Origin of the sequence: Vibrio sp. JPW-9-11-11 (assembly GCF_013369335.1) — a bacterium.
Lineage (GTDB): Bacteria > Pseudomonadota > Gammaproteobacteria > Enterobacterales > Vibrionaceae > Vibrio.
Window position 1 is genome coordinate 137,465 of record NZ_SZQJ01000007.1, and the last position, 25,298, is coordinate 162,762.

Annotated in this window: 24 protein-coding genes and 1 other RNA gene; 7 read left to right on the plus strand and 18 right to left on the minus strand. The window is 48.1% G+C overall.

All coding sequences use genetic code 11. From position 1 onward, the window contains the following. Positions 1-3 precede the first annotated feature (3 nt). The 9 genes from murD to rsmI form a co-directional block, all read right to left on the minus strand. A complete protein-coding gene (murD, locus tag FCU94_RS10875; RefSeq protein ID WP_176288568.1) occupies positions 4-1,326 on the minus strand; it encodes a UDP-N-acetylmuramoyl-L-alanine--D-glutamate ligase in 1,323 nt (440 codons plus the stop codon). Positions 1,327-1,339: 13 nt separating this feature from the next. Continuing rightward, positions 1,340-2,422: a phospho-N-acetylmuramoyl-pentapeptide-transferase gene (mraY, locus tag FCU94_RS10880; RefSeq protein WP_176288569.1), complete on the minus strand. Its 1,083-nt coding sequence runs from the start codon at positions 2,420-2,422 to the stop codon at positions 1,340-1,342. After that, positions 2,419-3,780, minus strand: a complete 1,362-nt coding sequence (locus FCU94_RS10885; RefSeq protein ID WP_176288570.1) for a UDP-N-acetylmuramoyl-tripeptide--D-alanyl-D-alanine ligase — start codon at positions 3,778-3,780, stop codon at positions 2,419-2,421. The genes mraY and FCU94_RS10885 overlap by 4 nt, the downstream gene beginning before the upstream one ends. Continuing rightward, positions 3,777-5,261, minus strand: a complete 1,485-nt coding sequence (murE, locus tag FCU94_RS10890) for a UDP-N-acetylmuramoyl-L-alanyl-D-glutamate--2,6-diaminopimelate ligase (RefSeq protein ID WP_176288571.1) — start codon at positions 5,259-5,261, stop codon at positions 3,777-3,779. The genes FCU94_RS10885 and murE overlap by 4 nt, the downstream gene beginning before the upstream one ends. A gap of 11 nt (positions 5,262-5,272) precedes the next feature. Then, positions 5,273-6,997 (minus strand): penicillin-binding transpeptidase domain-containing protein, encoded by a 1,725-nt coding sequence (locus FCU94_RS10895; RefSeq protein ID WP_176288572.1) that lies wholly within the window; start codon positions 6,995-6,997, stop codon positions 5,273-5,275. Then, the gene (gene ftsL, locus FCU94_RS10900) at positions 6,994-7,311 is read right to left on the minus strand and encodes a cell division protein FtsL (protein WP_176288573.1); all 318 of its coding nucleotides are present in this window, start codon (positions 7,309-7,311) and stop codon (positions 6,994-6,996) included. Before ftsL ends, FCU94_RS10895 begins: the two co-directional genes overlap by 4 nt. Before the next feature lie 6 nt (positions 7,312-7,317). Beyond that, entirely contained in the window at positions 7,318-8,268 is a 951-nt protein-coding gene (rsmH, locus tag FCU94_RS10905) for a 16S rRNA (cytosine(1402)-N(4))-methyltransferase RsmH (RefSeq protein ID WP_176288574.1), read from the minus strand. A gap of 187 nt (positions 8,269-8,455) precedes the next feature. After that, positions 8,456-8,885, minus strand: an RNA gene (rnpB, locus tag FCU94_RS10910) — RNase P RNA component class A. A gap of 155 nt (positions 8,886-9,040) precedes the next feature. Continuing rightward, entirely contained in the window at positions 9,041-9,904 is an 864-nt protein-coding gene (gene rsmI / locus FCU94_RS10915; RefSeq protein ID WP_176288575.1) for a 16S rRNA (cytidine(1402)-2'-O)-methyltransferase, read from the minus strand. 62 nt (positions 9,905-9,966) lie between these two features. On the opposite strand from rsmI, the gene FCU94_RS10920 reads away from it, so the two are divergent. From FCU94_RS10920 to FCU94_RS10935, 4 genes are read left to right on the plus strand one after another with little or no spacing between them, the layout of a single operon-like run. After that, a complete protein-coding gene (locus FCU94_RS10920) occupies positions 9,967-11,778 on the plus strand; it encodes a penicillin-binding protein activator (RefSeq protein ID WP_176288576.1) in 1,812 nt (603 codons plus the stop codon). Then, positions 11,768-12,133, plus strand: coding sequence for a YraN family protein (locus tag FCU94_RS10925; RefSeq protein WP_441351741.1), 366 nt, complete (start codon positions 11,768-11,770; stop codon positions 12,131-12,133). The genes FCU94_RS10920 and FCU94_RS10925 overlap by 11 nt, the downstream gene beginning before the upstream one ends. Before the next feature lie 3 nt (positions 12,134-12,136). Continuing rightward, the gene (locus tag FCU94_RS10930) at positions 12,137-12,727 is read left to right on the plus strand and encodes a phosphoheptose isomerase (protein ID WP_176288577.1); all 591 of its coding nucleotides are present in this window, start codon (positions 12,137-12,139) and stop codon (positions 12,725-12,727) included. 3 nt (positions 12,728-12,730) lie between these two features. Next, complete coding sequence (locus FCU94_RS10935; RefSeq protein ID WP_176288578.1) at positions 12,731-13,297, plus strand: BON domain-containing protein; 567 nt, start codon at positions 12,731-12,733, stop codon at positions 13,295-13,297. A 47-nt stretch (positions 13,298-13,344) separates the two neighbouring features. Here FCU94_RS10935 and sspB read toward each other — a convergent pair whose 3' ends face one another. The 8 genes from sspB to zapE form a co-directional block, all read right to left on the minus strand. Then, positions 13,345-13,824 (minus strand): ClpXP protease specificity-enhancing factor, encoded by a 480-nt coding sequence (gene sspB / locus FCU94_RS10940; protein ID WP_176288579.1) that lies wholly within the window; start codon positions 13,822-13,824, stop codon positions 13,345-13,347. Positions 13,825-13,836: 12 nt separating this feature from the next. Continuing rightward, positions 13,837-14,472: a stringent starvation protein SspA gene (gene sspA / locus FCU94_RS10945; RefSeq protein WP_176288580.1), complete on the minus strand. Its 636-nt coding sequence runs from the start codon at positions 14,470-14,472 to the stop codon at positions 13,837-13,839. Between the two features lie 97 nt (positions 14,473-14,569). Beyond that, positions 14,570-15,307, minus strand: coding sequence for a cytochrome c1 (locus FCU94_RS10950; protein WP_176288581.1), 738 nt, complete (start codon positions 15,305-15,307; stop codon positions 14,570-14,572). Beyond that, on the minus strand, positions 15,304-16,569 hold the full coding sequence (locus tag FCU94_RS10955; RefSeq protein WP_176288582.1) for a cytochrome b: 1,266 nt from the start codon (positions 16,567-16,569) through the stop codon (positions 15,304-15,306). Before FCU94_RS10955 ends, FCU94_RS10950 begins: the two co-directional genes overlap by 4 nt. Then, positions 16,569-17,162, minus strand: a complete 594-nt coding sequence (gene petA / locus FCU94_RS10960; protein ID WP_176288583.1) for a ubiquinol-cytochrome c reductase iron-sulfur subunit — start codon at positions 17,160-17,162, stop codon at positions 16,569-16,571. Before petA ends, FCU94_RS10955 begins: the two co-directional genes overlap by 1 nt. A 329-nt stretch (positions 17,163-17,491) precedes the next feature. After that, positions 17,492-17,884, minus strand: a complete 393-nt coding sequence (gene rpsI, locus FCU94_RS10965) for a 30S ribosomal protein S9 (RefSeq protein WP_005436094.1) — start codon at positions 17,882-17,884, stop codon at positions 17,492-17,494. Between the two features lie 15 nt (positions 17,885-17,899). Beyond that, complete coding sequence (rplM, locus tag FCU94_RS10970) at positions 17,900-18,328, minus strand: 50S ribosomal protein L13 (RefSeq protein WP_005372872.1); 429 nt, start codon at positions 18,326-18,328, stop codon at positions 17,900-17,902. Between the two features lie 245 nt (positions 18,329-18,573). Next, positions 18,574-19,677, minus strand: a complete 1,104-nt coding sequence (gene zapE / locus FCU94_RS10975; protein ID WP_176288584.1) for a cell division protein ZapE — start codon at positions 19,675-19,677, stop codon at positions 18,574-18,576. 152 nt (positions 19,678-19,829) lie between these two features. Between zapE and zapG the strand changes: the two genes are divergently transcribed. The 3 genes from zapG to degS all read left to right on the plus strand — a co-directional run bounded on the left by zapG (position 19,830) and on the right by degS (position 22,981). After that, positions 19,830-20,291 (plus strand): Z-ring associated protein ZapG, encoded by a 462-nt coding sequence (zapG, locus tag FCU94_RS10980; protein ID WP_176288585.1) that lies wholly within the window; start codon positions 19,830-19,832, stop codon positions 20,289-20,291. Positions 20,292-20,417: 126 nt separating this feature from the next. Then, positions 20,418-21,785 (plus strand): DegQ family serine endoprotease, encoded by a 1,368-nt coding sequence (locus FCU94_RS10985; RefSeq protein ID WP_176288586.1) that lies wholly within the window; start codon positions 20,418-20,420, stop codon positions 21,783-21,785. Between the two features lie 131 nt (positions 21,786-21,916). After that, positions 21,917-22,981: an outer membrane-stress sensor serine endopeptidase DegS gene (degS, locus tag FCU94_RS10990; RefSeq protein ID WP_176288587.1), complete on the plus strand. Its 1,065-nt coding sequence runs from the start codon at positions 21,917-21,919 to the stop codon at positions 22,979-22,981. 40 nt (positions 22,982-23,021) lie between these two features. Here degS and parC read toward each other — a convergent pair whose 3' ends face one another. Continuing rightward, the gene (gene parC / locus FCU94_RS10995; protein ID WP_176288588.1) at positions 23,022-25,295 is read right to left on the minus strand and encodes a DNA topoisomerase IV subunit A; all 2,274 of its coding nucleotides are present in this window, start codon (positions 25,293-25,295) and stop codon (positions 23,022-23,024) included. Positions 25,296-25,298 lie beyond the last annotated feature (3 nt).

The window sequence follows — 25,298 nt, forward strand, 5'->3', positions numbered from 1 at the left end:
CTTTCAGGCGTAGGTCTGAGCGAGCTGAGTAAACGCGTCTCCACGCGCCATGAAGTGATCAAACTGATCAAAACTCGCACAAGCAGGAGAAAGCAACACCATATCACCCGATTGCACTCTAGGAGCTAACCACTGAATGATTTCGTGCATCGTGTCAAATCGTCTTGCACTAGGGTGCAGTGTCATAAACTGCTCAGCATCTTGACCAAAACAGCACAACTGGACATCAAGAGGGGCGAGCACTGGCCCGAGTTGACTAAAGTCAGCTCCTTTACCGACACCACCAACCAACAGATAGAGCTTCCCCGCCAGTTCGAGCCCAGCCAATGCTGCCATGGTACTGGCCACGTTGGTCGCTTTGGAGTCATTAACCCATTTAACACCTTGATTATCTACAACAACTTGACACCTATGTGTCAGTCCGTTGTAAGATTTTAGTGCCGACAAGCCCTTGTCTATCTCAATCCCCGCTTCAGTCAGTAAAGCGACAACAACCAAAGCATTGGCCACATTGTGTCGCCCAACCAGAGACAACGCCTCGGTAGCACAAATCGGCTGTTGACCCTTGAACAGGTATTCAATTCCAGATTGACTTGCTAAGTGGTACTGACAGTGCTGGGTTAAGCTAAACTCAACCAGTTTTTTATCACCCTGTGGATAGGTCTGCTTATCATCGGCGTTAACGATACACGCCTGAGCGTGGTTGAAAATGCGTAGCTTAGCTTGGCGATAATCGTCCATGCCTTGGTAGCGATCCATATGATCTTCAGACAAGTTCAAAAACGCCGCAGCCACAGGCGTCAAAGATGATGTGGTCTCTAGCTGAAAGCTCGATAGTTCTAACACGTACAAGTCTGCGTCTTGAGTCAGCAAGTCGAGCGCTGGAACGCCAATATTGCCGCCGACCGCAACCTTAACTCCAGACGCTTTGGCCACCTGACCAGTCCAGTCGGTAACCGTACTCTTGCCGTTTGAACCAGTAATGGCGATCACTGGCTTGTCCACTTGCCAGGCAAAGAGCTCAATATCACCCACGACTGGAATCCCTGCTTGCAGTACTTGCTGAATCTGATCAGTGGCCAACGCAATACCGGGGTTGGCCACCACTAAATCAGCGTTGAGCAGCCAATCCATACGCCAACTGCCGCTATGCAGCTCTACATCTGTAGGTAATTGTTCGCGTCCTGGCGGCTCCGCACGCGTATCAATAACTTGTATCTGAATACGGTGGGGCAATTGAGCAATGTGCTTAACGACAGAGAGCCCGGTCATGCCGAGCCCTACTACCACTACTTTATCTATCCCTTGCCAGCGTGCTGTGGCCATAGTGACAAGATCCTTAACGTACTTTCAGTGTCGCTAGACCAACGAGGACTAGCACAATAGAGATAATCCAAAATCGCACGATCACGCGTGGCTCAGGCCAACCTTTCAGCTCATAATGATGATGGATTGGAGCCATGCGGAAAATGCGCTGACCACGTAACTTGTATGAGCCGACTTGCAAAATAACCGACAGGGTTTCCATTACAAAGACACCGCCCATGATAACCAGCACAAATTCTTGTCGTACCAACACGGCAATCGTTCCTAGCGCTCCCCCCAATGCCAACGAGCCAACATCGCCCATAAAGACTTGCGCTGGGTACGTGTTAAACCATAAGAAACCTAACCCCGCGCCGACAATCGCGGTACACACGACAACCAACTCTGAAGCTTGCGGTATATATGGAATATGCAGATAGTTAGCAAAATTAACGTTGCCCGTTGCCCAAGCGATGGCCGCAAAGCCCGCCGATACCAATACGGTCGGCATGATCGCTAACCCATCTAGGCCGTCAGTAAGGTTGACGGCGTTACTGGTTCCGACAATCACAAAATAGGTCAACACAATATAGAATAATCCGAGCTGTGGCATGACCTCTTTAAAGAACGGCACGACCAACTGAGTCGCAGCGGTATCTTGACCATGGACATAAAGAGCGAATGCGACAACCAGAGCGATGGCGGATTGCCAAAAGTACTTCCAGCGCGCAATAAGGCCATCGGTATTCTTGTGCACGACTTTGCGATAATCATCAACAAAACCGACCACACCGTACCCGGTCAACACTGCCAGTACCGCCCAAACGTATGGGTTAGTTAAATCAGTCCAGAGCAACACTGTGGTAATGATCGCCGCTAAAATCATAATCCCCCCCATAGTCGGGGTTCCACGTTTGCTAAAGTGAGATTCTGGCCCTTCATTACGAACCACTTGACCAATTTGCAACAACTGCAAACGACGAATCATAATTGGCCCCATCCACAACGAAATACCGAGCGCGGTCAACACACTGACAATGGCACGAAACGACAGGTATTCGAATAAGCGGAAGAATGAAAAATATGGCTGTAGCAGCTCTGCGAGCCAAATAATCATGGATACATCTCCTTGACAGCAGTCGCAACCTGACTCATCCCCGCACTGTTCGCCCCTTTGACCAACAGTGTTTGTGGTTGATGAGGATGCTGAGTGATCTGCTGTTTAATATAATCAATCATGCTTTGGTGACTCTCAAAATGAAGTCCACCGCACTCTTGGCTGATCGCTTTCGCATCGTCGCCATAAGTCAGCACATATTCAAATTTGAGTGGGGCAGCATGTTCTCCGACTTGACGGTGAAGTGCAAGACTTTCGTCGCCTAACTCGGCCATATTACCCAAAATTAACCAACGAACCCCCTCAAAGCCTGCTAAGAGATCAGCAGCCGCTTTCATAGCCGGAACACTGGCATTGTAGCTATCATCAATGAGCTTAAGCTGGTCAGTCAGGTTAATAAGCTCAACCCGTCCTTTCACTTTACTCAGCAGCGCCAACCCCGATTGCACCATCTCGAGCGTAGCGCCTAGTTCACGTGCCAACGCGGTGGCGGCAAGCGCATTGGCGACGTTGTGCTGACCTATGATACCCAGCTTAATCGACAACTCAGAGTCTGGAGTGACCAAGGTAAACTGGGCTTCACCGATCGCATTCAAGCTCACCTGCTTAGCAAAATAGTCAGCGCTTGGGTCGGTAACAGAAAAGGTTTTGACTTGTTTATCGGCTAACACTTCAGTCCAGTAGTCACCGCCATTGCTGTCGAGGTTAACAATCGCCACCGCCCCTGGTTGCAGCCCCTGGTAAATTTCACCTTTGGCTTGCTTAACTCCGTCGATAGAGCCAAATCCTTCGAGGTGCGCCGCTGCCACGTTATTAACCAACGCCACATCAGGCTTTACTAAACTGGTGGTGTAGGCAATCTCACCGATGTGGTTTGCCCCCATTTCAATTACGGCAAAATCATCTTCTGGCGTGGAACGCAGCAAAGTCAATGGTACACCGATGTCGTTATTGAAATTGCCCGCGGTAAACAGTACTTGGCCTTGTTGTGCCAAAATACTCGCGACCATTTCCTTGACGGTGGTTTTCCCTGCACTTCCCGTGATGCCAGCCGTCGGTGTTTGACACGTTTGATGCACAAGTGAGCCTAACTGGCCGAGCGCTAATTTGGTGTCAGCGACGAGTAACTGAGGAACGTCGGATTCAACCACTCGACTGACCAATAGTGCCCCCGCACCATTTTCAACCGCTTGCGCAGTAAAATCATGGGCGTCAAATCGCTCACCGACTAATGCGACAAACAGTGCACCTGGCTCGATCGCGCGAGTATCGGTTGAAACTGACTCAATCGTTTTATCCCCGCCGACCAGCTCAGCGTCAATGACTTCGGCTACCTGACTAAGCATCAATGGAATCATAAGGCTTGCTCCAACAGTTTTACTGCAGACTCTCGATCAGAGTAGTGAATGGTTTGATCGCCCACCACTTGATAGTCTTCGTGGCCTTTGCCCGCGAGCAAAATAATGTCTTGATCGCCGCTGTGGCGAAGCGCATGCTCAAGGGCGGCAAATCGATCATGCTCGACCACCGCGCGCTTGGGGTGTTGCATGCCCGCCAACATATCGTCAACGATCGTCTGTGGAGACTCACTACGAGGATTGTCGTCTGTGAGTACTTGGTAGTCGGCCAATTGCTCAGCAATTTTTGCCATCATTGGCCGCTTACCCGTATCTCTGTCACCACCACAACCAAATATCGCCCACAGTTTCCCCTGGCAATGAACACGTAACGCCATCAGCGCTTTTTCTAACGCGTCTGGAGTATGAGCATAATCGACGACCACTTTCGCTTTACCTGGAGCGGTAAACAACTCCATACGTCCTAACACTGGCTTCAGCTCGCTGGCGGTCTCTAATAAGCGCTGTTTATCAACACCTAACATAAGCAGTGTTGTCATCGCCAACAACACATTGCTGGCATTAAATTCACCAATCAGCGGCGCGGTCATTTCACCTTGACCGAAAAGACCATCAAACTCCACTGAAATACCAGCCTCAGAGTAGTGCACTCTCTTTGCCCACACCGCGCGGGGATGCTGGCTTGGCTGCAACGAGACAGCAACAGCGTTATCTAAGCGCTCGAGCCAATTGGCTCCCACAGGATCGTCACTATTAATCACAGCGTGATGACAGTGATGATCGCCAAACAGCATAAATTTGGCTTCAGCGTAGTCGTGCATGGTGCCATGATAATCAAGATGATCGCGACTCAGATTGGAAAAGACACCGACGGAAAACGGTAACGCTCTCACACGCCCTTGCACTAACCCATGTGATGAGACCTCTAGCGCCGTGTATTCTGCCCCTTGCTGTTGCAGTGAATAAAGGGTGTGTTGAATTTCTATCGCATTGCCAGTGGTGTTAACCGCAGGTTGCAGATCGGCCAAGAAGCCATTACCTGTTGTTCCCATCACCGCCGCTTTGTGGCCAGTGAGTTCTAGCCATTGAGCAATTAATTGAGAAATAGTGGTCTTACCGTTAGTCCCAGTAACACCAATCAAGCGATTATCTTGAAGAGGATATAGACGCCCCGCTAACTCAGACAGATGCAGTGATAACTGTTCCACGTAGATAACGGCGACATGTGCGTAATACTCGACGCTCGCGTGCGGATGATCGGGACAAGCCTCGGCAATCACGGCATTGGCACCTTTTTCAATCGCCGCCGGAATAAAGCGGCGACCATCGAGCGCGTGACCTCTTATCGCCACAAAAGTCTGACCTGGAGTGACCTTACGGCTATCAAGTTCAAGACCACTCACGATTGTTTGTGCTGCATCATCTGCAGCTAAATCCAGCCACGGAGAGAGCAAGGTCGATAACGTCATTTCCTTGGACATGGTTTACTCACTTAATCTTGTTTAAAACGGTTTTCATCAGGTGCGACATTCAGAATTTGCAGCGTACCTTTGAGGATTTCAGCAAATACAGGCCCGGCGACCGAACCACCGTAGTAGTTGTCACCTTGAGGCTCATTGACCACCACGACCATCGCAACCCGAGGATCACTGGCGGGAGCGACACCCGCCGTGTAAGCGAAATATTCATCCCCATAACCGCCCGCTATCGCCTTACGCGATGTCCCAGTTTTTGCTGCCACACGATAGCCAGGTACGGCGGCTTTCGTTGCGGTCCCTCCTGGTTGAGTGACGGTTTCGAGCATCGCTAACACTTTGCGCGCATTGTCGCGGTCAATAACCTGCTTTGAGAGGTCACGTTGATTGTTTTCGATAATATGAACGGGTTGATACTCACCCAAGTTACCTAATGTTGCGTAGGCGTGGGCAAGTTGCAGCGGCGTAATCGTCAATCCATAGCCAAACGCTAGGGTAGCAATTTCAAATTTTGACCAACGGCGTCGATTAGGAAAAATGCCCTGGGTTTCACCGATAAGGTTTAGCCCTGAAAGTTCACCAAACCCGACCGAACTATACATACCCAGCAGGGCTTCGAGAGGCATATCGAGCGCCAGCTTAGCCACACCGATATTACTCGATTTTTTCAGTATCGTGGTCAAATCGGCTTTACCGACTTTCGAGGTATCCCGCACGCGACTGCCGCCAATTTGCATAATCCCGTTACCAGTATCGATCACCGTACCATCATCCGCCACGCCATTTTCAAGCGCAGCCAAGACGACAAAGGGCTTGACTGTCGAACCCGGCTCAAACGCGTCGGTAATCACTCGGTTACGCATTTTCGCTGATTGCAGGTCTGAGCGGTTGTTGGGGTTATAAGAAGGTGCATTCACCATGGCTAATACCGCGCCAGTCTTCACATCGAGAACCACTACCGACCCCGATGTGGCCCGGTAGTCAGCGACCGCTTGTTTAATCGCACGATAGGCAATCGCTTGAACACGTTGATCTATGGTCAACTCAAGGGGCTTACCTTCTTCACGCTCCTCTAGCGAAATATTCTCTACCACCCGGCCATAACGGTCTTTACGAATAATGCGTTTACCCGCTTCTCCGGTGAGCCATTTGTCATAACTGCGCTCAACGCCCTCTAGACCATGACCGTCGATACCGGTCACACCCACCAAGTGAGCACTTACCTCGCCCGCTGGATAGTAGCGTCGAGACTCCGCTTTTAGGCCAACACCAGAGAGCTTCAACTCTCGAATATAGTTTGCCATCGCTGGGCTAACTTGCCGCTGCAAGTAGATAAATCGGCGATTCTTATTGCGATTGATTTTGTCGACTAGGACTTGGCGTTTCAAACCGAGAACATCCGCGAGTGCGTACCAACGGTTAATGTCTTGCAGGCCACCTTTTTTAAAAATGGTCGCCGGGTCTGCCCACACTGCTTCAACGGGCACACTGACAGCCAATGGCTCACCGTTGCGATCAGAGATAATTCCTCGAGCAGAGTGTAAGGTTTTAGCCCGAATCGAGCGCATATCACCTTGCTTGATCAAGTTATCGGGTTCAATGATTTGAATATACGCAATACGCCCTGCCAGCGCAGCAAAAGCGGCAAACACAAACACTAGCAATAGGTAAAAACGCCAACGGATCAACGTTGGACGCTCGGGTTGCTTTTTCGCTTCGACAGCGGTGACTTTTTTGCTCATGGCAGATTAATAATGACTTCTTTATCAGAATCAGGACGTTTCATTTCGAGCTCGCCTTTAGCAATATCTTGCACTCGACTGTGCTCTGCAAGCGCGGTTTCCTCTAACAGCAAGTTACGCCATTCGTTATCTAACCTCTCCCGCTCTACCAAGGCTTGATCTTTTTCGGTAACCGCTTGACGGGTATGGTGAGTGGTGAAAACGACGCCCATCGCACTGGCAAAAATCAGCACCAGCATGATCAAAGGCACACGACCGACCCCAAGCAGGTCGAGGGCGATCAGTTTGGCGAGATTAGGCTTGGCAGTGCTCATGGTATCTTAGAGTTTCTCTGCGATGCGAAGTACTGAGCTGCGAGAGCGGGCATTCTCCTCAACTTCTTGTTTTGAGGGTTTTATTGCTTTACCCACAGGCTTTAAATTGGCACTGCCAAGAGCGCTAATCTGCGCTTCGGTCATGGGAATACCATGAGGCACTTCCGGACCTTTGCTCTCTTTGCGAATAAAGCGTTTCACCATGCGGTCTTCTAGCGAATGGAAACTGATCACCGACAAACGCCCTTGCGGCGCGAGAACGCTCGCCGCGCCTTTTAAGGCCGTATCGATCTCTTCTAGCTCACTGTTGATATAAATGCGGAATGCTTGGAATGAACGCGTCGCTGGGTGTTTTTTCTCTTTAAAGCTCTTTGGCGCAGCCTCAGAGATCAACTTAGCGAGCTGACTCGTGCGTGTTAATGGTTCGTTTTCTTCATTATCACGATAGGCCACGATCGCTTTGGCAATACGACGCGCATGTTTATCTTCACCAAACTCACGGATCACCCAAGTGATGTCATCAAGGTCCGCTTCTAGTAGCCACTGCGAAACTGGAATGCCCGACGTTGGGTCCATACGCATATCAAGCGGGCCATCTTTCATGAAACTAAAGCCACGCTCCGCATCATCCAACTGTGGTGACGAGACACCAAGATCAAGTAACACACCATCGACTTTACCAACAAGACCGTAGTCAGCTGCATATTCAGCCATGCCCGAAAAGGGACCGTGAATAATGGTAAAACGAGGATCATCAATTTTACCCGCTTCAGCAATCGCTTGAGGATCGCGATCAATACTGTACAAGCGACCATTTTCACCTAGCTTAGAGAGAATCGTGCGGCTATGACCACCGCGACCGAACGTACCATCAATATAGATACCGTCTGGCTTAATGGCTAAACCATCGATGGATTCATTTAGAAGTACGGATATGTGTTTAAATGCTTCGGTCATAGTTATCTCATGTGGCTGTCGCATTGACGAGTTCAGATTCTCCAGTGTACTGATTTAGCGGCTTATCGCCACCACTAGCGAGTGAGAACACGTGATTTTGCGCTAAGTTTAATCTCAAGAAAATTAATTTGGTCAATAAAAAGCAAAAAACCCATCATAACCGATAACGTTACGATGGGTCTCGAATAGGTGGAGCCGACACATAAGCCGGGTTCTGTTCCGCTTGCGCGGCGGTAGCCATTCGTCTAGGCCAGCAATCACTCACTGGCTCGAGCAACCTACCCGCCTCCTTACGCGAGCAACGCAATGTGGAGGCCTATTTGGTCTTGCTTCAGGTGGAGTTTACCCTGCTACGAACTATTACTAGTCGTCCGGTGCGCTCTTACCGCACCCTTTCACCCTTACCTGTTCCCTTACGGGCCATCGGCGGTCTTCTCTCTGCTGCACTTGTCGTGGGCTTGCGCCCCCCAGGCGTTACCTGGCACCTTGCTCTATGAAGCCCGGACTTTCCTCCCCTTTGTCAGTCTCCCGAAGGACGTCAACGTCAGTTTCCGTAAGGACCTCAACGTCAGTCTCCCGAAGGACATCAACAAAGCAGCGACTACCCAGTCGACTCCGATGGCGGATTGTATAGAGTTAAGGGGGAAGTGTCTAGCGCGATCACAGAATTGCTGCAAAGCAAAGGTTGAATGGTGAAGGATTGTCCAAAATGCTGCGCATAGTTAGATAATTCGAACACTTTGCAATGGAAAGCAGACTTCCGTTTTCGCTTTTATTCCAGGTTTTCCAACCCCCACTTATACAGAGCATTCTTCTTCAAGTTGTAGATTTCAGCCGTCATAGCCGCCGCTTTCTTCAGCGGGAGTTCTTTGACTAAAATAGCCAGTGTGCGCTTTACTTCTTCAGGGATTGCGCCCTGTTCTGAAGATCGGTAACCGTGGATCAACAACGCCATTTCGCCGCGCTGTTGGTTTGAGTCTGACTTCACCCACTCCACCAACTCACCTAAAGGCAACCCTTGGATCGTTTCGAACGTTTTGGTCAGCTCGCGCGCCAGCACAACTTCTCTATCAGGGCCCAAAACTTCGAGCATATCGTCGAGTGAGTCCAGAATACGGTGTGGGGATTCATAGAAAATACAAGTACGTTCGGCTTTGGCGATCTCCAAAAACTTGTCTTTACGGCCCTTGCTCTTCGCTGGCAAAAAACCTTCAAAACTGAACCTATCCGATGGTAATCCAGACGCACTCAGGGCCGTAATAACCGCGCAAGCGCCAGGAAGTGGCACAACTTTAACGCCTGCCTGACGACATTGTGTAACTAGATGGTATCCTGGGTCACTGATCAGTGGGGTACCGGCATCAGAAACGAGTGCAATTGCGTGCCCCGCCAACAATTTATCGACTAACACTTGCGCTTTCTGCTGTTCATTATGATCATGGAGGGCGAAAGTTTTGGTTTGGATATTGAAGTGTGACAACAATTTACCGGTATGGCGGGTATCTTCTGCAGCGATCAGATCGACGTTGTTAAGCACCTCGATTGCTCGCTGAGTTATATCACCCAAGTTCCCAATGGGAGTGGGTACGATATAAAGAGTCGGAACCTCATTTGGTAAGGTTTTATTATCTGTCATTTGTTTACCATCACTTCAACGATTAATATAGACACAATTTTATACGGATTTGATAAGAACTCATGGCTAACAATAACCACAAGCGTCGCATTGTAACACGCTTACTGACTCCTGTAGCACTCGCTGTCACTCTGGCGGCCTGTTCTTCTGCACCTAAGACGCCACAAAGTGTTGATATTACCTTAGATCCTAACCAGCCGATTCAAACTTACTTGATGCGCGCTGACAGCAGCCAAGGAGCATTGCAAAACGACTGGCTAATTATGGCGCTGAAAGCGTCGATAGAGGCAGGGGATGGCTCTCAAGCGCAGCTACTGATCAAGCGCCTGGCTCGTCAATCATTGAGCGAAATGCAACAAGCTGAATGGCAACTAGCACGTGCCGAGCTGCTGGTCGCGCAAGAAGAGTACACACAAGCGCTCGAGTCCCTCAGTTTTAAACCAAACTGGCAACTCGCTGATGAACAGTGGCTAAGCTACCATCAAATACGTAGCTCTTTGTTTAATCAGCAGAATGACTTGTTCAATGTGGCACGTGAAACCTCTCTCGCTAGCCGTTATCAGGCAGAAGCTGACCAAGCGTTGGCTTCCGATCTCATTTGGAAAAACCTCAACCAATACCCAGCACTCGACTTACAGCAGTATCAAGCGCAAGAAACCAATCGTCGCTTTTACGCTTGGCTTGAACTCGCCGCCACCAGCAAAGAATTGGCCAGTAATCTGCCAGAGCTAAAAACGTCACTAGAAGAGTGGCTGGAAAGTAATCCAACTCATCCCGCAGCAGTTTACACCCCACAAGCGATCCTCGATATTCTCGCTTTGGAGATCACCAAACCCGTCAATACTGCGCTATTACTGCCATTAAGCGGCAAGTTTGCCAAACAAGCTAAACTGATTCGTGACGGGTTCATCGTAGAAATGATGAATGACCAGACGCGAAACCAAGATGCAACACTGACGGTCATCGACACCAATACCATTTCGATAGAAGAGCTAGAAGCCAAACTCGTCGAAAAGCAGATCGACTCAATTGTTGGGCCATTGCTTAAGGAAAACATTGAAAAGCTCCAAGCGGCGCAAACCAGCTTTAGCCAACCTCTCCCCACCCTTGCGCTCAACATTCCGGAAGACATTCAAGCCGGCAATAACACTTGCTATTTAGCGCTCTCTCCAGAGCAGGAAGTGGCCCAAGCGGCGAAACACCTCGCTAAGCAAGGCTATCAATATCCCTTGATTTTGGCGCCACAAGGTCGACTGGGCAGTCGAGTAGTCGAAGCTTTTGAACAAGAGTGGCAGAACTACAGTGATAACCAAGTTGCCGTCAACTTATTTGGGGATAAGCGTCAGTTACAACGAGACATCAACAAAGTGTTTGGCCTGCAAAGTAGCCAACAAAATATCGCCCAAATGGAAGCACTGCTTGATATTCCACTCGAGAGTCAACCACGCAGTCGCCGCGACATTGATGCGGTTTACATCGTTGCAAAAAGCTCAGAGCTGACCCTGATCAAACCTTTTATTGAAGTCGCGATCAACCCAGATACCTTGCCACCAAAACTGTACTCAAACTCTCGCAGCAACAGCGGTCGTCAGCAATATGAGGACCTCTCTGGGGTCATGTACAGCGATATCCCCTTGCTGATCCAGCTAAACGATGCACTGCAAGCGCAAATGGACAAACTGTGGCCAAAAGACTCCAACGCAGAGAAACGTCTCCAAGCACTCGGAATGGATGCGTACCGCTTAATGGAACACTTGCCGCAGATGAAAGTGGTCAATGGTTATAGCGTCGACGGTAATACAGGTATTCTCAGTATCGATCAAAACTGCATCGTCCAACGAGAGCTCAGTTGGGCCGAGCATAGTGCCGAATAACCACCGCGCTGAAGGCGCGCACTATGAAGCCGCAGCAGAAAAGCATCTTATCAGTTGCGGCTTGTCGCCAATTGAGCGAAACTTCACGGTCAAAGGTGGAGAAATAGACCTGATAATGCGCGATGGTCACACTATTGTGTTTGTCGAGGTTCGTTACCGACATAATCGGAGTTTCGGACACGCCGCCGAAACCGTTACCCGGAACAAAATCAATAAATTGATCAAGGCAGCCAACCTGTGGCTGCTCAAACAGGGACTGTCGGTTTATTCAACAGATTTTCGCTTCGATTTAGTGGCTATTCATCAGCAGGGCGACCAAGTCGAGTGGATAAAAAACGCAATTACTCAAGGATAATCGATGCTAGACAGCATTAAAGATAGTTTCACAGAAAGCATTCAAATTCAGATCGCAGCGGCAGAAGCCTTACCAGATGCGATCACACATGCCGCCCAAGCAATGGTCGCTAGCTTGCTCAACGGCAACAAAATTCTTTGCTGCGGCAACGGTGGTTCTTCTTCAAACGCACAACAGTTTGTCTCTTGTCTTCTTAACCGTTTTGAAACTGAACGCCCTAGCTTGCCAGGAATGGCACTCACCGCCGACAACACCACACTGACGGCTGTCGCCAATGACTACCATTATCAAGAAATCTTCTCCAAGCAAGTACGAGCTTTCGGTCAAGCAGGAGATATTCTTTTAGCGATTTCGACCAGTGGCAACAGTAAAAATATCATCAAAGCGATGGAAGCCGCCGTGACCCGCGACATGACAATCATTGCCTTAACTGGCAAAGACGGCGGTGAAATGGCCGGGCTGCTCGGAGAACACGATGTTGAAATTCGTATACCTTCTCACAGAACCGCAAGAATTCACGAGGTGCATATGGTGACGCTGCACTGCTTATGCGACCTTATCGACCAAGTCCTATTCCCTGCACACGAAGAGTAAGCCATGCAACGATGTAAGCTAATCGCTATATTCCTTGTCACCCTCACTTTAACGGGCTGTGCGGGATTGCTTGTGGCTGGAGCGGCAACCACAGCGAACATTGTTATTGATCCCCGCTCAACACAAGAGATTTGGAACGATAATAACATCGAATTCGAAGTCGCAGGTATCAGTAACAAAGCGCCGTTTCGTGGCAATGCACGTATCACAGCCAGTTCATACGACGGTACTGTGGTGTTGATGGGGCAAGCCAACAGTGAAAAACTAAAGCATAAGTTTGAGAATCAAGCACGCGATATCCAAGGTGTGAAGACGATTCATAACCAACTGCGTGTTAAAGCGCCACTGTCGGTCGGTGAAATCAGCCACGACAGCTGGATCACGACAAAAGTGAAATCAGCCTTGCTGGCCGATTCTGAACTCAGCGGCGTCAAAATTAAAGTGATCACCGAAGACAAAGAGGTATTTCTGCTCGGATATGTCTCTCAGCAACACGCGGATATGGCGACAGAGATTGCACGCAACATTTCTGGAGTCAAACAAGTCATACGTGCTTTTTACCAAGAGTAAGCATAAGCAGTAGGCAATAAAAAAGCAGCGATTAAACGCTGCTTTTTTTATTTTACAACCCGTAGGCTCGGACGCCCTTTCGGTCTAGATGATTCGTGTTCATCAGAGTCGATGTCGACATCTTCATTTTCAGTCGCGACAGTCAGCGGTAGTGACTCTTCACTCTCTTCGATCTCCGTCTCTAGATACTCTTCCGAGTAGGCTTCTTCTGGTTCAAACATAGTTCCTGCACCGTTTTCACGGGCATAAATGGCTTGAACGGCGTAGAGAGGGACAATTACAGAATGAGGACGCCCACTAAAGCGAGCGTTAAAGGTGATCGCTTCGTTGCCAAGCTCTAAATTACCCACAGCTCTTGGCGCGATATTCAAGATAATTTGCCCATCCTGGACAAACTCCAGGGGAACACGTACGCCTGGCATTTCTGCCGCTACAACAAGGTGAGGGGTTAAATCGTTATCCACCAGCCACTCATAAAACGCACGAAGCATATATGGGCGGCGTGGAGTCATATTTACAATATCCATCTTCTCGGCCGATTAACGAGCCAGACGCATTTCACGTTCTGCTTCAGTCAATGAAGCCAGGAATGAATCACGCTCAAACACACGGTTCATGTAAATTTTCAGCTCTTTCGAACCCGGGCCAACCAGTTCAATACCAAGTTGTGGTAAACGCCATAGTAACGGCGCTAAGTAGCAGTCAATCAAGCTAAACTCTTCGCTCATAAAGTACTCGTACTCGGCGAAAACTGGGCCTAGAGTCAACAGATCGTTACGCAGTTTATTGCGCGCGGCTTCTGCTTCTTCCGCATTGCCCTTAACTACTTTTTCAGCCAATGTGTACCAGTTTTTTTCGATACGGTAGATCATTAGACGACTATTACCACGTGCCACTGGGTAGACTGGCATCAATGGTGGATGAGGGAAACGCTCATCTAGGTATTCCATGATGATCTTTGAATCGTAAAGCGCTAGTTCACGGTCAACTAAAGTTGGCACGGTTTTGTATGGGTTAAGTTCAATCAATTCTGCCGGCAGATTTGCCTCATCGACAAGCTCAACTTCAACACTTACACCTTTCTCTGCTAGAACAATACGTACCTGATGGCTATACATATCAGATGCACTTGAGAATAGAGTCATCACAGAACGTTTATTGGCAGCTACAGCCATGGAGCCCTCCAGCACACTTACAAATATAAAAACAATGGAGGCTAAGCCTCCATTGTTAAGTTCAAAAATTGGGAATTAGCACGGTATATTAGCACAATTAGTGCACATCGCGCCAATACTCTTTCTTCAGCAGAACCACGACGATAGTGAAGATCACCAAGAAAGCCATCACCCACCAACCTAGGGCATGACGCTCTAGTTTCACGGGATCGCCAGAATATTCAAGGAAGTTAACCAGATCACGTACAGCGTTATCGTACTCTTCGCTGTTCAACTCACCCGTTCCATCGGTCTCTACCCCAACCACTTTCGTTACTTCTTCACCATCAATAACATGCGTTTCGTAGACAGGAGTAGGAATACCTTGTAGCTCTTCGAGCACATGTGGCATACCAACACTTGGGAAAACAATGTTGTTCACACCAAATGGACGACTCGGGTCTGAATAGAAAGAGCGTAAGTAGGTGTACAACCAATCCGTACCACGTACTCGCGCAACCAAAGTAAGATCAGGTGGTGGAGCGCCAAACCACTTAGCTGCGGATTCATCTGGAATAGCGTTTTCCATTAGATCGCCCACTTTCGCATTTGGGTCGAAAATCAGGTTCTCTTTCAGTAGGTCTGTCGGAATACCGATATCACGAGCCACACGCTCATAACGTTGGTATTGCGCGGAATGACAACCGAAACAGTAGTTCATGAACAACTTGGCACCATTTTGCAATGAGGCTTGGTCGGTCAAGTCGTTGTTTGCTTTATCAAGCGGTACGTTAGCACCCGCTGCCATCGCCAATGAAGGCAGCATTGCAAATAAAATTACAATCCATTTTTTCATTTGAATGTCACCCTTTCTGGTAGTGGCTTAGTCGCTTCGTTCTTACTGTAGAAGTACAGCAGCACGAAGAACATGAAGTAAGCTAAGCTGAAGATCTGAGCTAGCAGCGTGTAAGTTGGTGTTGCTGGAAGCGCACCAAGAATCCCTAACGCGATAAAGCTGATCGTGAACTGGATGATATTAAACAAATGGAACTTACTGCGGTAACGGTAAGAGCGCACACGACAACGGTCTAGCCAAGGCAGTACAAATAGCACCGCAATCGACGCGCCCATCGCGATAACACCTAATAACTTATCAGGAACCGCACGCAGAATCGCGTAGAACGGCGTGAAGTACCACACTGGAGCGATGTGCTCAGGTGTTTTGAGTGGGTTAGCCGCTTCAAAGTTAGGTGGCTCAAGGAAGTAACCGCCCATTTCTGGGTTAAAGAACAGCACGTAGCAGAACAGGAATAGGAAGCCAGCGACACCGACCATGTCCTTCACAGTCCCATACGGGTGGAAAGGAATTGAATCGATGATATCGTACTTCTTAGTGTAGTAGTCGTGGAACTTGAACTGAGTCTTGTAATCGTCGCCCATCGAACCTTTGGGTAGTTTGGTTTCGATACCGTCTGGGTTGTTTGAACCCACTTCGTGCAGTGCTAGGACATGAAGAACGATTAGCAGCAACAGAACGATAGGCAGCGCAATTACGTGCAGTGCGAAGAAACGGTTCAGCGTCGCACCAGAGATAACGTAGTCACCACGAATCCATAGTGTTAAATCATCACCGATAACTGGGATCGCACCGAATAGAGAGATAATTACCTGAGCCCCCCAGTAAGACATCTGCCCCCAAGGTAGCAGATAACCCATGAACGCTTCTGCCATCAACACAAGGAAGATAAGCATACCGAAGATCCACAGTAGCTCACGAGGCTTCTGGTATGAACCGTAGATGAGACCACGGAACATGTGCAGGTAAACCACGACGAAGAAGGCCGATGCGCCGGTGGAGTGCATGTAACGCAGTAACCAACCATACTCAACATCACGCATGATGTATTCGATAGAAGCAAACGCACCATCACCAGAAGGTACATAGTTCATTGTTAACCAAATCCCCGTTAGGATTTGGTTTACCAATACAAGCATCGCTAATGAGCCAAATAGATACCAGAAGTTAAAGTTCTTCGGCATCGGGTACTCAGAAAGGTGCTTCTTGTACGCATTCATTGCGGGTATGCGTTTTTCTACCCAATCAAGTAGAGCTTGCATTATGCCTCCCCTTCTTCGTCAATACCGACAAGAATTCTAGTATCGCTAAGATACATGTGCTTAGGAACAACTAGGTTTAATGGCGCAGGAACGCCTTGGAAAACACGTCCAGCCATATCGAACTTTGAGCCATGACATGGACAGAAGAAACCGGATTTCACACCCTGAACTTGTTCGCTAAAACTGTCAGGTAAATAAGTCGGTGAACAACCAAGGTGTGTACAGATACCAACAGCAACAAAATACTCTGGCTTAATTGAGCGATAAGCGTTCTGAGCATAAGTCGGTTGCTGTTCTTCACCTGAAGATGGATCACGTAACTGACCGTCAAGTTCTTTTAGCGTGTCAACTACTGACTGTGCACGACGAACCACCCATACAGGCTTACCTCGCCACTCGACACGTACCATTTGCCCTTCTTCAAGTTTACCGATGTCAACTTCAACAGGGGCACCCGCCGCTTTGGCTTTTTCACTTGGGTTCCAAGATTTGATAAAAGGAACGGCGACAGCAGCTGCCCCTAAACCACCCACAACAGCTGTTGTAGCAGTTAAGAAACGTCTGCGACCGTTATTTAAAGGCGCATTGCTCATCCAAACATTCTCCCATTTGCTCCTTGTGGATTGTTGTTATTCCGCTTAAAGAGCATGGCTAACAAAATACGAATTTAGTTGTATTTATTTGATGGCAAATGATAAATAAAACCCTACTTTTTGACAAGATAAAGCTACCTTTTTGTAACATTTGTGAGGGGAATCGCCTATGAGGTCACAAAAGCGGTATAACTGCGATAAAACAATCAGTAAGTACGGGTGAGATAGGATTTTTTTAGAAGTGAAAAACAAAAAAGCCTGGCAATATGCCAGGCTTTTGACGCCACATTCCAATACGAATATTGGAAGCGAATCTTTTCGAAAAAAGATTAACGCTTTGAGAACTGTGGACGACGACGTGCTTTACGTAGACCAACTTTCTTACGTTCAACGCAACGAGCGTCACGAGTAACGTAACCAGCTGCACGTAGAGTAGGACGTAGAGACTCATCGTATTCCATTAGAGCGCGAGTGATACCGTGACGGATAGCACCTGCTTGACCTGAAATACCGCCACCTTTAACAGTAACGTATAGGTCTAGTTTCTCAGTTAGTTCAACTAGCTCTAGAGGCTGTTTAACAACCATGCGAGAAGTTGGACGACCGAAGTACTCATCAAGGCTACGCTTGTTGATTACGATGTTGCCGCTGCCTGGTTTGATGAAAACACGTGCAGCTGAGCTTTTGCGACGGCCAGTGCCGTAGTATTGATTCTCTGCCATTTTCGAAATCCCCGATTAGATGTCTAGTACTTGTGGTTGTTGAGCAACATGGTTGTGCTCAGCGCCAGCGTAAACTTTTAGCTTACGGTACATAGCACGGCCTAGAGGACCACGTGGAAGCATACCTTTAACCGCTAGTTCAAGCGCCATTTCAGGCTTACGATCGATCAACTTTTCAAAAGTGATTGATTTTAGGCCGCCAGGGAACTCAGAGTGACGGTAGTACACTTTGTTTTTAGCTTTGTTGCCTGTTACAGCAACTTTCTCAGCATTGATAACGATGATGTAATCACCTGTGTCAACGTGAGGAGTGTATTCAGCTTTGTGTTTGCCACGTAGGCGAGATGCAATTTCACTTGCTAGACGGCCAAGAGTTTTACCTTCAGCGTCTACAACGTACCAGTCGCGTTTTACAGTTTCTGGTTTAGCAACGAAAGTTTTCATGCTAACAATAACCCGTTAATATTTAGATTTACACTTAAGGAGCTTTCGCTCCCACTGACTAAGAGTCCAGTCAACACCCCTTCGAGTGGTTGGCACTCTCGACCCGTTATGTCGAAATACCTTCGATAATCAAGGTCTGCAGTAACGGTGGGTCGCAGGATTATAGAGAAGTCAGTTGAAAAAATCACCTCTTTTTGGCAAAAAAATTCATTTTTTTTCAACCCGCAACCTAGATATTCTCGAGCTTAAGCCAAGTGTTCCTTGGCTAGGTATTCATGACTTTGCATTTCGATCAGTCGCGACTGACAACGCTTGAATTCAAACTCCAATTGACCACTACTATAAAGCGCCGACAAAGAAACCTCTGCAGAGATAATCAACTTAACATGTCGCTCGTAGAACTCATCGACCAATGCGATAAACCGTCTTGCAGCATCATCAATACTTCTGTCCATCTGTTTGACATCAGCCAAAAGCACAGTGTGATAAATTCGCGACATTTCGATGTAGTCGTTTTGACTACGTGCTGACTGGCATAACTGCTCAAAACTGGCGTGCAATACCCCATCCGAAGCTTGTATTACGTCAATTTGACGATGATTAATCTCCACTGTCTTTTGCACCTGTTTGTTGTCCGCCACTAACTGCTCATAGTAGTGGCGCAAATTTTTATTGGCTTGGTCATCCAGTGGAAAATGGTAGATTTCCGCCTGCTCTAATGTACGCAGCCGGTAGTCAATGCCACTGTCCACATTAAGCACGTGACAGTTGGCTTCAATCAAGTCAATCGCTGGCAAAAAACGTGCTCGTTGTAATCCGTTGCGGTACAGTTCCCTAGGCGGAATATTCGATGTGGCCACAAGTATCACGCCACGCTGGAACAGCGCTTGGAATAAAGTGCCCAAGATCATGGCATCGGTAATGTCAGAAACAAAAAACTCATCAAAACAGATGATATCGGCTTCGGCTTTAAATTTGTCCGCCACAATTTCCAGAGGATCATTCACCTCACCTAAAGCATTCAGTTCATCATGAACTCGGTACATAAAACGGTGAAAATGGACACGCATTTTCTTGTCGCTAGGCAGCGCAGTGAAGAAAGTGTCGACTAAGTAGGTCTTACCGCGTCCAACACCGCCCCAGAAATAGATACCTTTAGGGACTGGGACTTGTGGTTCATTTTTCCCAAACCATTTTCGCCACCCCGACGTTTTTTCGACGGGCGTCGCCATGTAATCGATTAACTCATGGTAAAGTCTATCTAGGGCTGAAACTGCTTGAAGTTGAGCCGCATCCTTTTGAAAACCGTGTTCTTTTATATCTTTTTGGTAGATTTCTAATGGCGTCATCGCTTCGTTACCTGATGAAGAAGACTGTTAAACTGCTATGTAGAGCACATGCATTTTGCTTTATTGGCTGAAGCACTCATAGTACCATGTCGATTGAACATGTGTAACTAACCAGTAAAAAACATGTTAAATAACAATGATAAGGAGCAATTATGCCTTGGATTTATGCCCTAGTAGGTATGCTTGTTGGTCTGGTACTTGGTGTCGCTATCTCTCGTCTCACCACGCCAAGCTACAAAAAACAAAAAAGCGTACAGAAAGATTTAGAGAGCGCGAAGTTTGAGTTAGAGCAACAGAAACAAGATCTGACCGATCACTTTGCACAGACGTCTGAGATGTTAGATTCATTAGGCAAAGAATACACCAAGCTATATCAACACATGGCTAAAACCTCTACTGAATTACTACCCAACATGCCTGATCAAGACAATCCGTTTGTAAAAAAAATCACTCAGCAAGAGAGTGATGATAATGTCGACATTAGCCACACTGTGGATATCCAGCCACTCAACGAAGCACCAAAAGATTACGCCTCAGGCTCGACAGGCTTGCTCAAAGAGCAACAAAAAGAGATTCTCGACTCTCAGGATGTGGTTTCAGCCAAGGCGTCATAATCACAATCTTAGTATGCTGAACTTTGCAAAGGTTTTTGAGTCATAACTCCTGATAACCGTCCCTTGAATTCTGATATTTCGTACAAATATTCGTCATATGGGATGTTAATTAATTAGGAGTCTCCGATGAAAAAACCTTTGCTCGCGTTAACAGTTCTCTCTCTTAGCTTAAGTTCAATCATCACCCCCATCCAAGCGACAGCAGCGCTGCCAGTTGCTGTAAATGGTGAACAGATGCCAAGCTTGGCACCTATGCTTGAAAGGGTCACCCCCGCCGTCGTCAGCATTTCTGTGGAAGGCACACAGGTATCTAGGCAACATATCCCTGAGCAGTTCCGCTTTTTCTTTGGTCCTGATTTTCCTACTGAGCAACTTCAAGAACGCCCATTCCGAGGGTTAGGCTCAGGGGTCATCATTGATGCAGACAATGGCCATATCGTCACCAACTATCACGTAATCAACGGCGCTGAAAAAATTCGTGTCAAATTGCATGATGGACGCGAGTACGACGCCGAACTTATCGGTGGGGATCAAATGTCTGATGTCGCGTTGCTCAAACTTGAGAAAGCCAAAGATCTGACTGAAGTAAAAATCGCCGATTCAGATCAATTGCGAGTGGGTGATTTCGCAGTCGCAATCGGTAACCCGTTTGGCCTTGGTCAAACGGTCACCTCAGGTATCGTCTCAGCGCTGGGCCGCAGCGGACTTAATATCGAAAACTTTGAAAACTTCATTCAAACGGATGCCGCGATCAACAGTGGTAACTCAGGCGGCGCATTGGTTAACCTTAACGGTGAGCTGATCGGTATCAATACTGCTATTCTGGGACCAAATGGCGGCAACGTCGGTATCGGTTTTGCCATTCCGTCTAACATGATGAACAATCTTACCGCGCAAATTTTGGAGTTTGGTGAAGTCAAACGCGGTATGCTTGGCGTGCAAGGCGGAGAGATCACTTCTGAGTTGGCAGAGGCACTTGGGTATGAATCGAGCAAAGGGGCGTTTGTTAGCCAAGTAGTCCCAGATAGCGCCGCTGATAAAGCAGGCTTAGAAGCCGGTGATGTCATCGTTTCCGTCAATGGTAAATCGATCAACTCCTTTAGCGAGCTGCGCGCTAAAGTCGCGACATTAGGTGCAGGAAAAGAGATCACATTGGGTATCGTTCGTGATGGAAAAGAGCGCGCTTATGATGTGGTACTTGGGGAGCAAATCAATGTCAAAACCACCGCAGATAAGCTACATCAAGGTTTATCGGGGGCTCAACTGACCAACACGAATGCTAGCGATAAAGTGCAAGGGGTTAAGGTCAGTGCGATTGAGGCAGGCTCCAAAGCCGAAGCGTACCAGCTACAAAAAGATGACATCATTATCGGCGTTAACCGTAAACGTGTGAAAAACTTGGCCGAGTTTAGAAAGGTGCTCGATAAACAACCAGGTGTGCTGGCACTCAACATTCAACGTGGTGACCGCAGCATTTACCTGGTCATTCGTTAACTTTTTCGCTCAATAAAACGCGATATCGCTTGTAAAGGGACAGCCTAGCACTCGGCTGTCCTTTTCTTCTTCACTTATCTAATGCTATTCTTCTCCAACTTATTCACTTTATTACCATTGATGAGGGAAGTATGCTGCAATTCCTATTGCGTTCTGTTGGCTTAGGCTTAGCAACAGCAGCCTTATTGTTAGTCACAGTCCCCTCTTTGCGCTCCAGCATTCTTCCAGAAGAGGTAGAACAAAGCAGCGTTGCAAGCTCTCCAATGCCAATCTCTTTTAATCACGCCGTGCGTAAAGCGGCCCCTGCTGTGGTCAATATCTATAGTCGCAAGTACACCGAAAACGACCGTTCAGAGCTTTCGATTCAAGGGCTAGGCTCTGGTGTTATTGCCAGTGAGAAAGGCTATATAATCACCAACTACCATGTCGTAGCTCAAGCCGATCAAGTGATCGTCGCGCTTCAAGATGGTCGCTTAGCCGCTGCTCAGTTGGTAGGCAAAGACCGCCGCACCGACATTGCAATACTGCGCATCGAAGGGGAAAACCTTCCGGTTATCCCACTTAATCCAGACTATCAACCTCAAGTGGGCGATGTGGTCCTAGCGATAGGTAACCCCTACAACCTTGGTCAAACCACTACCTTTGGCATTATTTCGGCAACAGGGCGTTCATCCATCAGTGCGGACGGCCACCAAGCGTTCATTCAAACCGATGCCGCGATCAATGAAGGGAACTCTGGGGGCGCTCTAGTCAATACTCGTGGGGAGTTGGTCGGCATCAACACCGCCTCATTCCAACAAGCGACTGAACTTGAAACTTACGGGATCTCTTTTGCCATTCCCTATTCACTCGCCAACAAAATCATGCAAAAGATCATTGCTGATGGGCGGGTTATTCGTGGCTATATCGGTATCGATGGCCAAGACATCAATTCGGTGACATCACGACTCCTAGGGAGTGAACATATAGGTGGGATTGTCGTGCTCGGTGTCGACCCGAATGGACCTGCTGCAGAAGCAGGCTTCGAGCCACAAGACATCATCCTTAAGATTGATGGCCAGAAGATCAATGGCCGCCAGAGTGTGATGGATTTAGTCACTGAACTCAGACCGGGGACAACCGTTGATGTCCTGGTTTTGCACAAAGGCAAAGAAAAAACGTTGCAAGTGACGATTGAAGAAGATACTCGCGAATAGAGACCTAATAAAAAACCCATGCTAGGCATGGGTTTTTTTATTACTCTTGGTGATTCGATTCGCTCATTGTCGACTCAACATCGATACGGGTCACGCGCTGTAAACCTCTTGGAAGCAAGCTACCACGTCGGCCTCGTTCACCACGGAAATTATCCAAATCAGACGCTTTTAGACCTAATTTACGTTTACCTGCATAAAGAGTCACCGCACTCCCTTGTGGCAAAGCGATTAAGTGCGAGACATACTCTTCACGCTCTTTCGCCTTGGCCGCTGGTATATTGATGATCTTATTCCCTTTACCTTTGCCTAACTGAGGCAGGTCTTTGATTGGGAACAATAGCATTCGTCCTTGATTGGTGATTGCCAGTATTTCATCGTGATCTAAGTCACCAACGGATTGCGGCGTGAGCACTTCAGAATTTTGTGGCAACGTGACCAAGGCTTTACCGCTACGGTTCTTCGATAGCAGATCACTGCCTTTACATACAAAGCCATATCCAGCATCGGATCCTACGAGCCATACTTGATTCTCTTCCCCCATGACCACATGGCGGATGCTAGTGCCCGCATTGATATTAAGCCGCCCTGTGATTGGCTCCCCTTGACTGCGCGCTGAAGGCAAGGAATGAGATTCAAGCGAATAGCTGCGTCCGTCACTGCCAAGGAATACCGCTTGTTGATTACTCTTACCACGGGCAGCGGCAAGGAACTGGTCTCCAGACTTGTAATTTAACCCTTCAGCATCTACCTCATGCCCTTTGGCATGACGAATCCAGCCTTTTTCGGATAAAACGACAGTGATAGGTTCACTTGGCACCAAGTCACGCTCGGTCAGAGCTTTAGCTTCAGCACGCTCAACCAAAGGCGAGCGGCGAGCGTCACCGTATTTCTCAGCGTCCGCTTTGATCTCTTTTTTCAACAATGTATTCAAACGTCGCTCAGAGCCGAGCAGTTGTTCGAGTTTTTCACGCTCTTTTTCTAGCTCTTCTTGCTCACCGCGAATCTTCATCTCTTCTAGTTTAGCGAGATGACGAAGTTTGGTATCTAGAATGGCGTCGGCTTGAATGTCAGTAATACCAAATCGTGCCATTAACACGGCTTTCGGGTCGTCTTCAGTACGAATAATTTCAATCACCTCATCGAGATTGAGGTAAGCGACTAATAGACCTTCTAAAATATGTAAGCGTGCCAAGACTTTATCGAGGCGATGTTGCAAGCGACGACGAACGGTTGCACGGCGGAACTCTATCCACTCCGCAAGCACCTGCACTAACCCTTTAACCTGAGGACGATTGTCTAGACCAATCATGTTCAGGTTAACTCGGTAATTCTTTTCTAGGTCAGTTGAAGCAAACAGATGATTCATCAACTGCTCGCAATCGACGCGATTCGAACGCGGAACCACGACAATTCGAGTTGGGTTTTCGTGATCGGATTCGTCGCGTAGATCGTCCACCATAGGCAGTTTTTTCGCCCGCATTTGGCTAGCGATCTGCTCAAGTAGTTTGGCGCCAGAAACCTGATGCGGCAGAGCAGTAATAACGATATCACTGCCCTCTTTGTGCCAGACCGCACGCATTTTGATGCTACCACGTCCGGTGCGGTAGATTTTCTCAAGATCCACCTTCGGTGAGATGATTTCCGCTTCAGTTGGGTAGTCCGGGCCTTGAACAAAGTTCATCACCTCAGCCAACTCAGCTTTCGGATTGTCGATTAAATGAATCGTCGCATCCGCCACTTCACGCACGTTATGAGGTGGAATGTCGGTGGCCATACCCACGGCGATCCCGGTCACACCATTGAGCAATATGTGTGGGAGCCGAGCAGGCAACATTTGCGGCTCTTTCATTGTGCCATCAAAGTTAGGTTGCCACTCTACCGTGCCTTGACCAAGTTCACCCAGCAACACTTCAGCAAACTTAGATAGTTTAGCTTCGGTATAACGCATCGCTGCGAACGATTTTGGGTCATCGGGCGCGCCCCAGTTACCTTGACCGTCGACTAAAGGGTAACGATAAGAGAACGGCTGTGCCATCAACACCATGGCTTCGTAACAAGCTGAATCGCCATGCGGATGGTACTTACCCAACACGTCACCGACGGTACGTGCTGACTTTTTGTATTTTGCGGCCGCCGAGAGCCCAAGCTCCGACATCGCATAGATAATGCGTCGCTGAACCGGTTTGAGACCATCGCCAATATAAGGCAATGCGCGGTCCATGATAACGTACATTGAGTAGTTGAGATAGGCGTCTTCTGTGAACTTGCGCATCGGCAATTGTTCAACGCCATCATAAGTAATTTCTGTCGACATTCG

Coding starts and splice junctions, on each gene's coding strand:
- rpsI (WP_005436094.1), bottom strand. CDS start 17,884: ATGGCAGAGAATCAATACTACGGCACTGGCCGTCGCAAAAGCTCAGCT.
- FCU94_RS10930 (WP_176288577.1), top strand. CDS start 12,137: ATGCTAGACAGCATTAAAGATAGTTTCACAGAAAGCATTCAAATTCAG.
- sspA (WP_176288580.1), bottom strand. CDS start 14,472: ATGGCTGTAGCTGCCAATAAACGTTCTGTGATGACTCTATTCTCAAGT.
- zapE (WP_176288584.1), bottom strand. CDS start 19,677: ATGACGCCATTAGAAATCTACCAAAAAGATATAAAAGAACACGGTTTT.
- degS (WP_176288587.1), top strand. CDS start 21,917: ATGCTGCAATTCCTATTGCGTTCTGTTGGCTTAGGCTTAGCAACAGCA.
- murE (WP_176288571.1), bottom strand. CDS start 5,261: ATGTCCAAGGAAATGACGTTATCGACCTTGCTCTCTCCGTGGCTGGAT.
- rsmH (WP_176288574.1), bottom strand. CDS start 8,268: ATGACCGAAGCATTTAAACACATATCCGTACTTCTAAATGAATCCATC.
- FCU94_RS10895 (WP_176288572.1), bottom strand. CDS start 6,997: ATGAGCAAAAAAGTCACCGCTGTCGAAGCGAAAAAGCAACCCGAGCGT.
- rsmI (WP_176288575.1), bottom strand. CDS start 9,904: ATGACAGATAATAAAACCTTACCAAATGAGGTTCCGACTCTTTATATC.
- FCU94_RS10985 (WP_176288586.1), top strand. CDS start 20,418: ATGAAAAAACCTTTGCTCGCGTTAACAGTTCTCTCTCTTAGCTTAAGT.
- murD (WP_176288568.1), bottom strand. CDS start 1,326: ATGGCCACAGCACGCTGGCAAGGGATAGATAAAGTAGTGGTAGTAGGG.
- FCU94_RS10935 (WP_176288578.1), top strand. CDS start 12,731: ATGCAACGATGTAAGCTAATCGCTATATTCCTTGTCACCCTCACTTTA.
- rplM (WP_005372872.1), bottom strand. CDS start 18,328: ATGAAAACTTTCGTTGCTAAACCAGAAACTGTAAAACGCGACTGGTAC.
- petA (WP_176288583.1), bottom strand. CDS start 17,162: ATGAGCAATGCGCCTTTAAATAACGGTCGCAGACGTTTCTTAACTGCT.
- FCU94_RS10885 (WP_176288570.1), bottom strand. CDS start 3,780: ATGATTCCATTGATGCTTAGTCAGGTAGCCGAAGTCATTGACGCTGAG.
- parC (WP_176288588.1), bottom strand. CDS start 25,295: ATGTCGACAGAAATTACTTATGATGGCGTTGAACAATTGCCGATGCGC.
- FCU94_RS10920 (WP_176288576.1), top strand. CDS start 9,967: ATGGCTAACAATAACCACAAGCGTCGCATTGTAACACGCTTACTGACT.
- zapG (WP_176288585.1), top strand. CDS start 19,830: ATGCCTTGGATTTATGCCCTAGTAGGTATGCTTGTTGGTCTGGTACTT.
- FCU94_RS10950 (WP_176288581.1), bottom strand. CDS start 15,307: ATGAAAAAATGGATTGTAATTTTATTTGCAATGCTGCCTTCATTGGCG.
- sspB (WP_176288579.1), bottom strand. CDS start 13,824: ATGGATATTGTAAATATGACTCCACGCCGCCCATATATGCTTCGTGCG.
- ftsL (WP_176288573.1), bottom strand. CDS start 7,311: ATGAGCACTGCCAAGCCTAATCTCGCCAAACTGATCGCCCTCGACCTG.
- FCU94_RS10955 (WP_176288582.1), bottom strand. CDS start 16,569: ATGCAAGCTCTACTTGATTGGGTAGAAAAACGCATACCCGCAATGAAT.
- mraY (WP_176288569.1), bottom strand. CDS start 2,422: ATGATTATTTGGCTCGCAGAGCTGCTACAGCCATATTTTTCATTCTTC.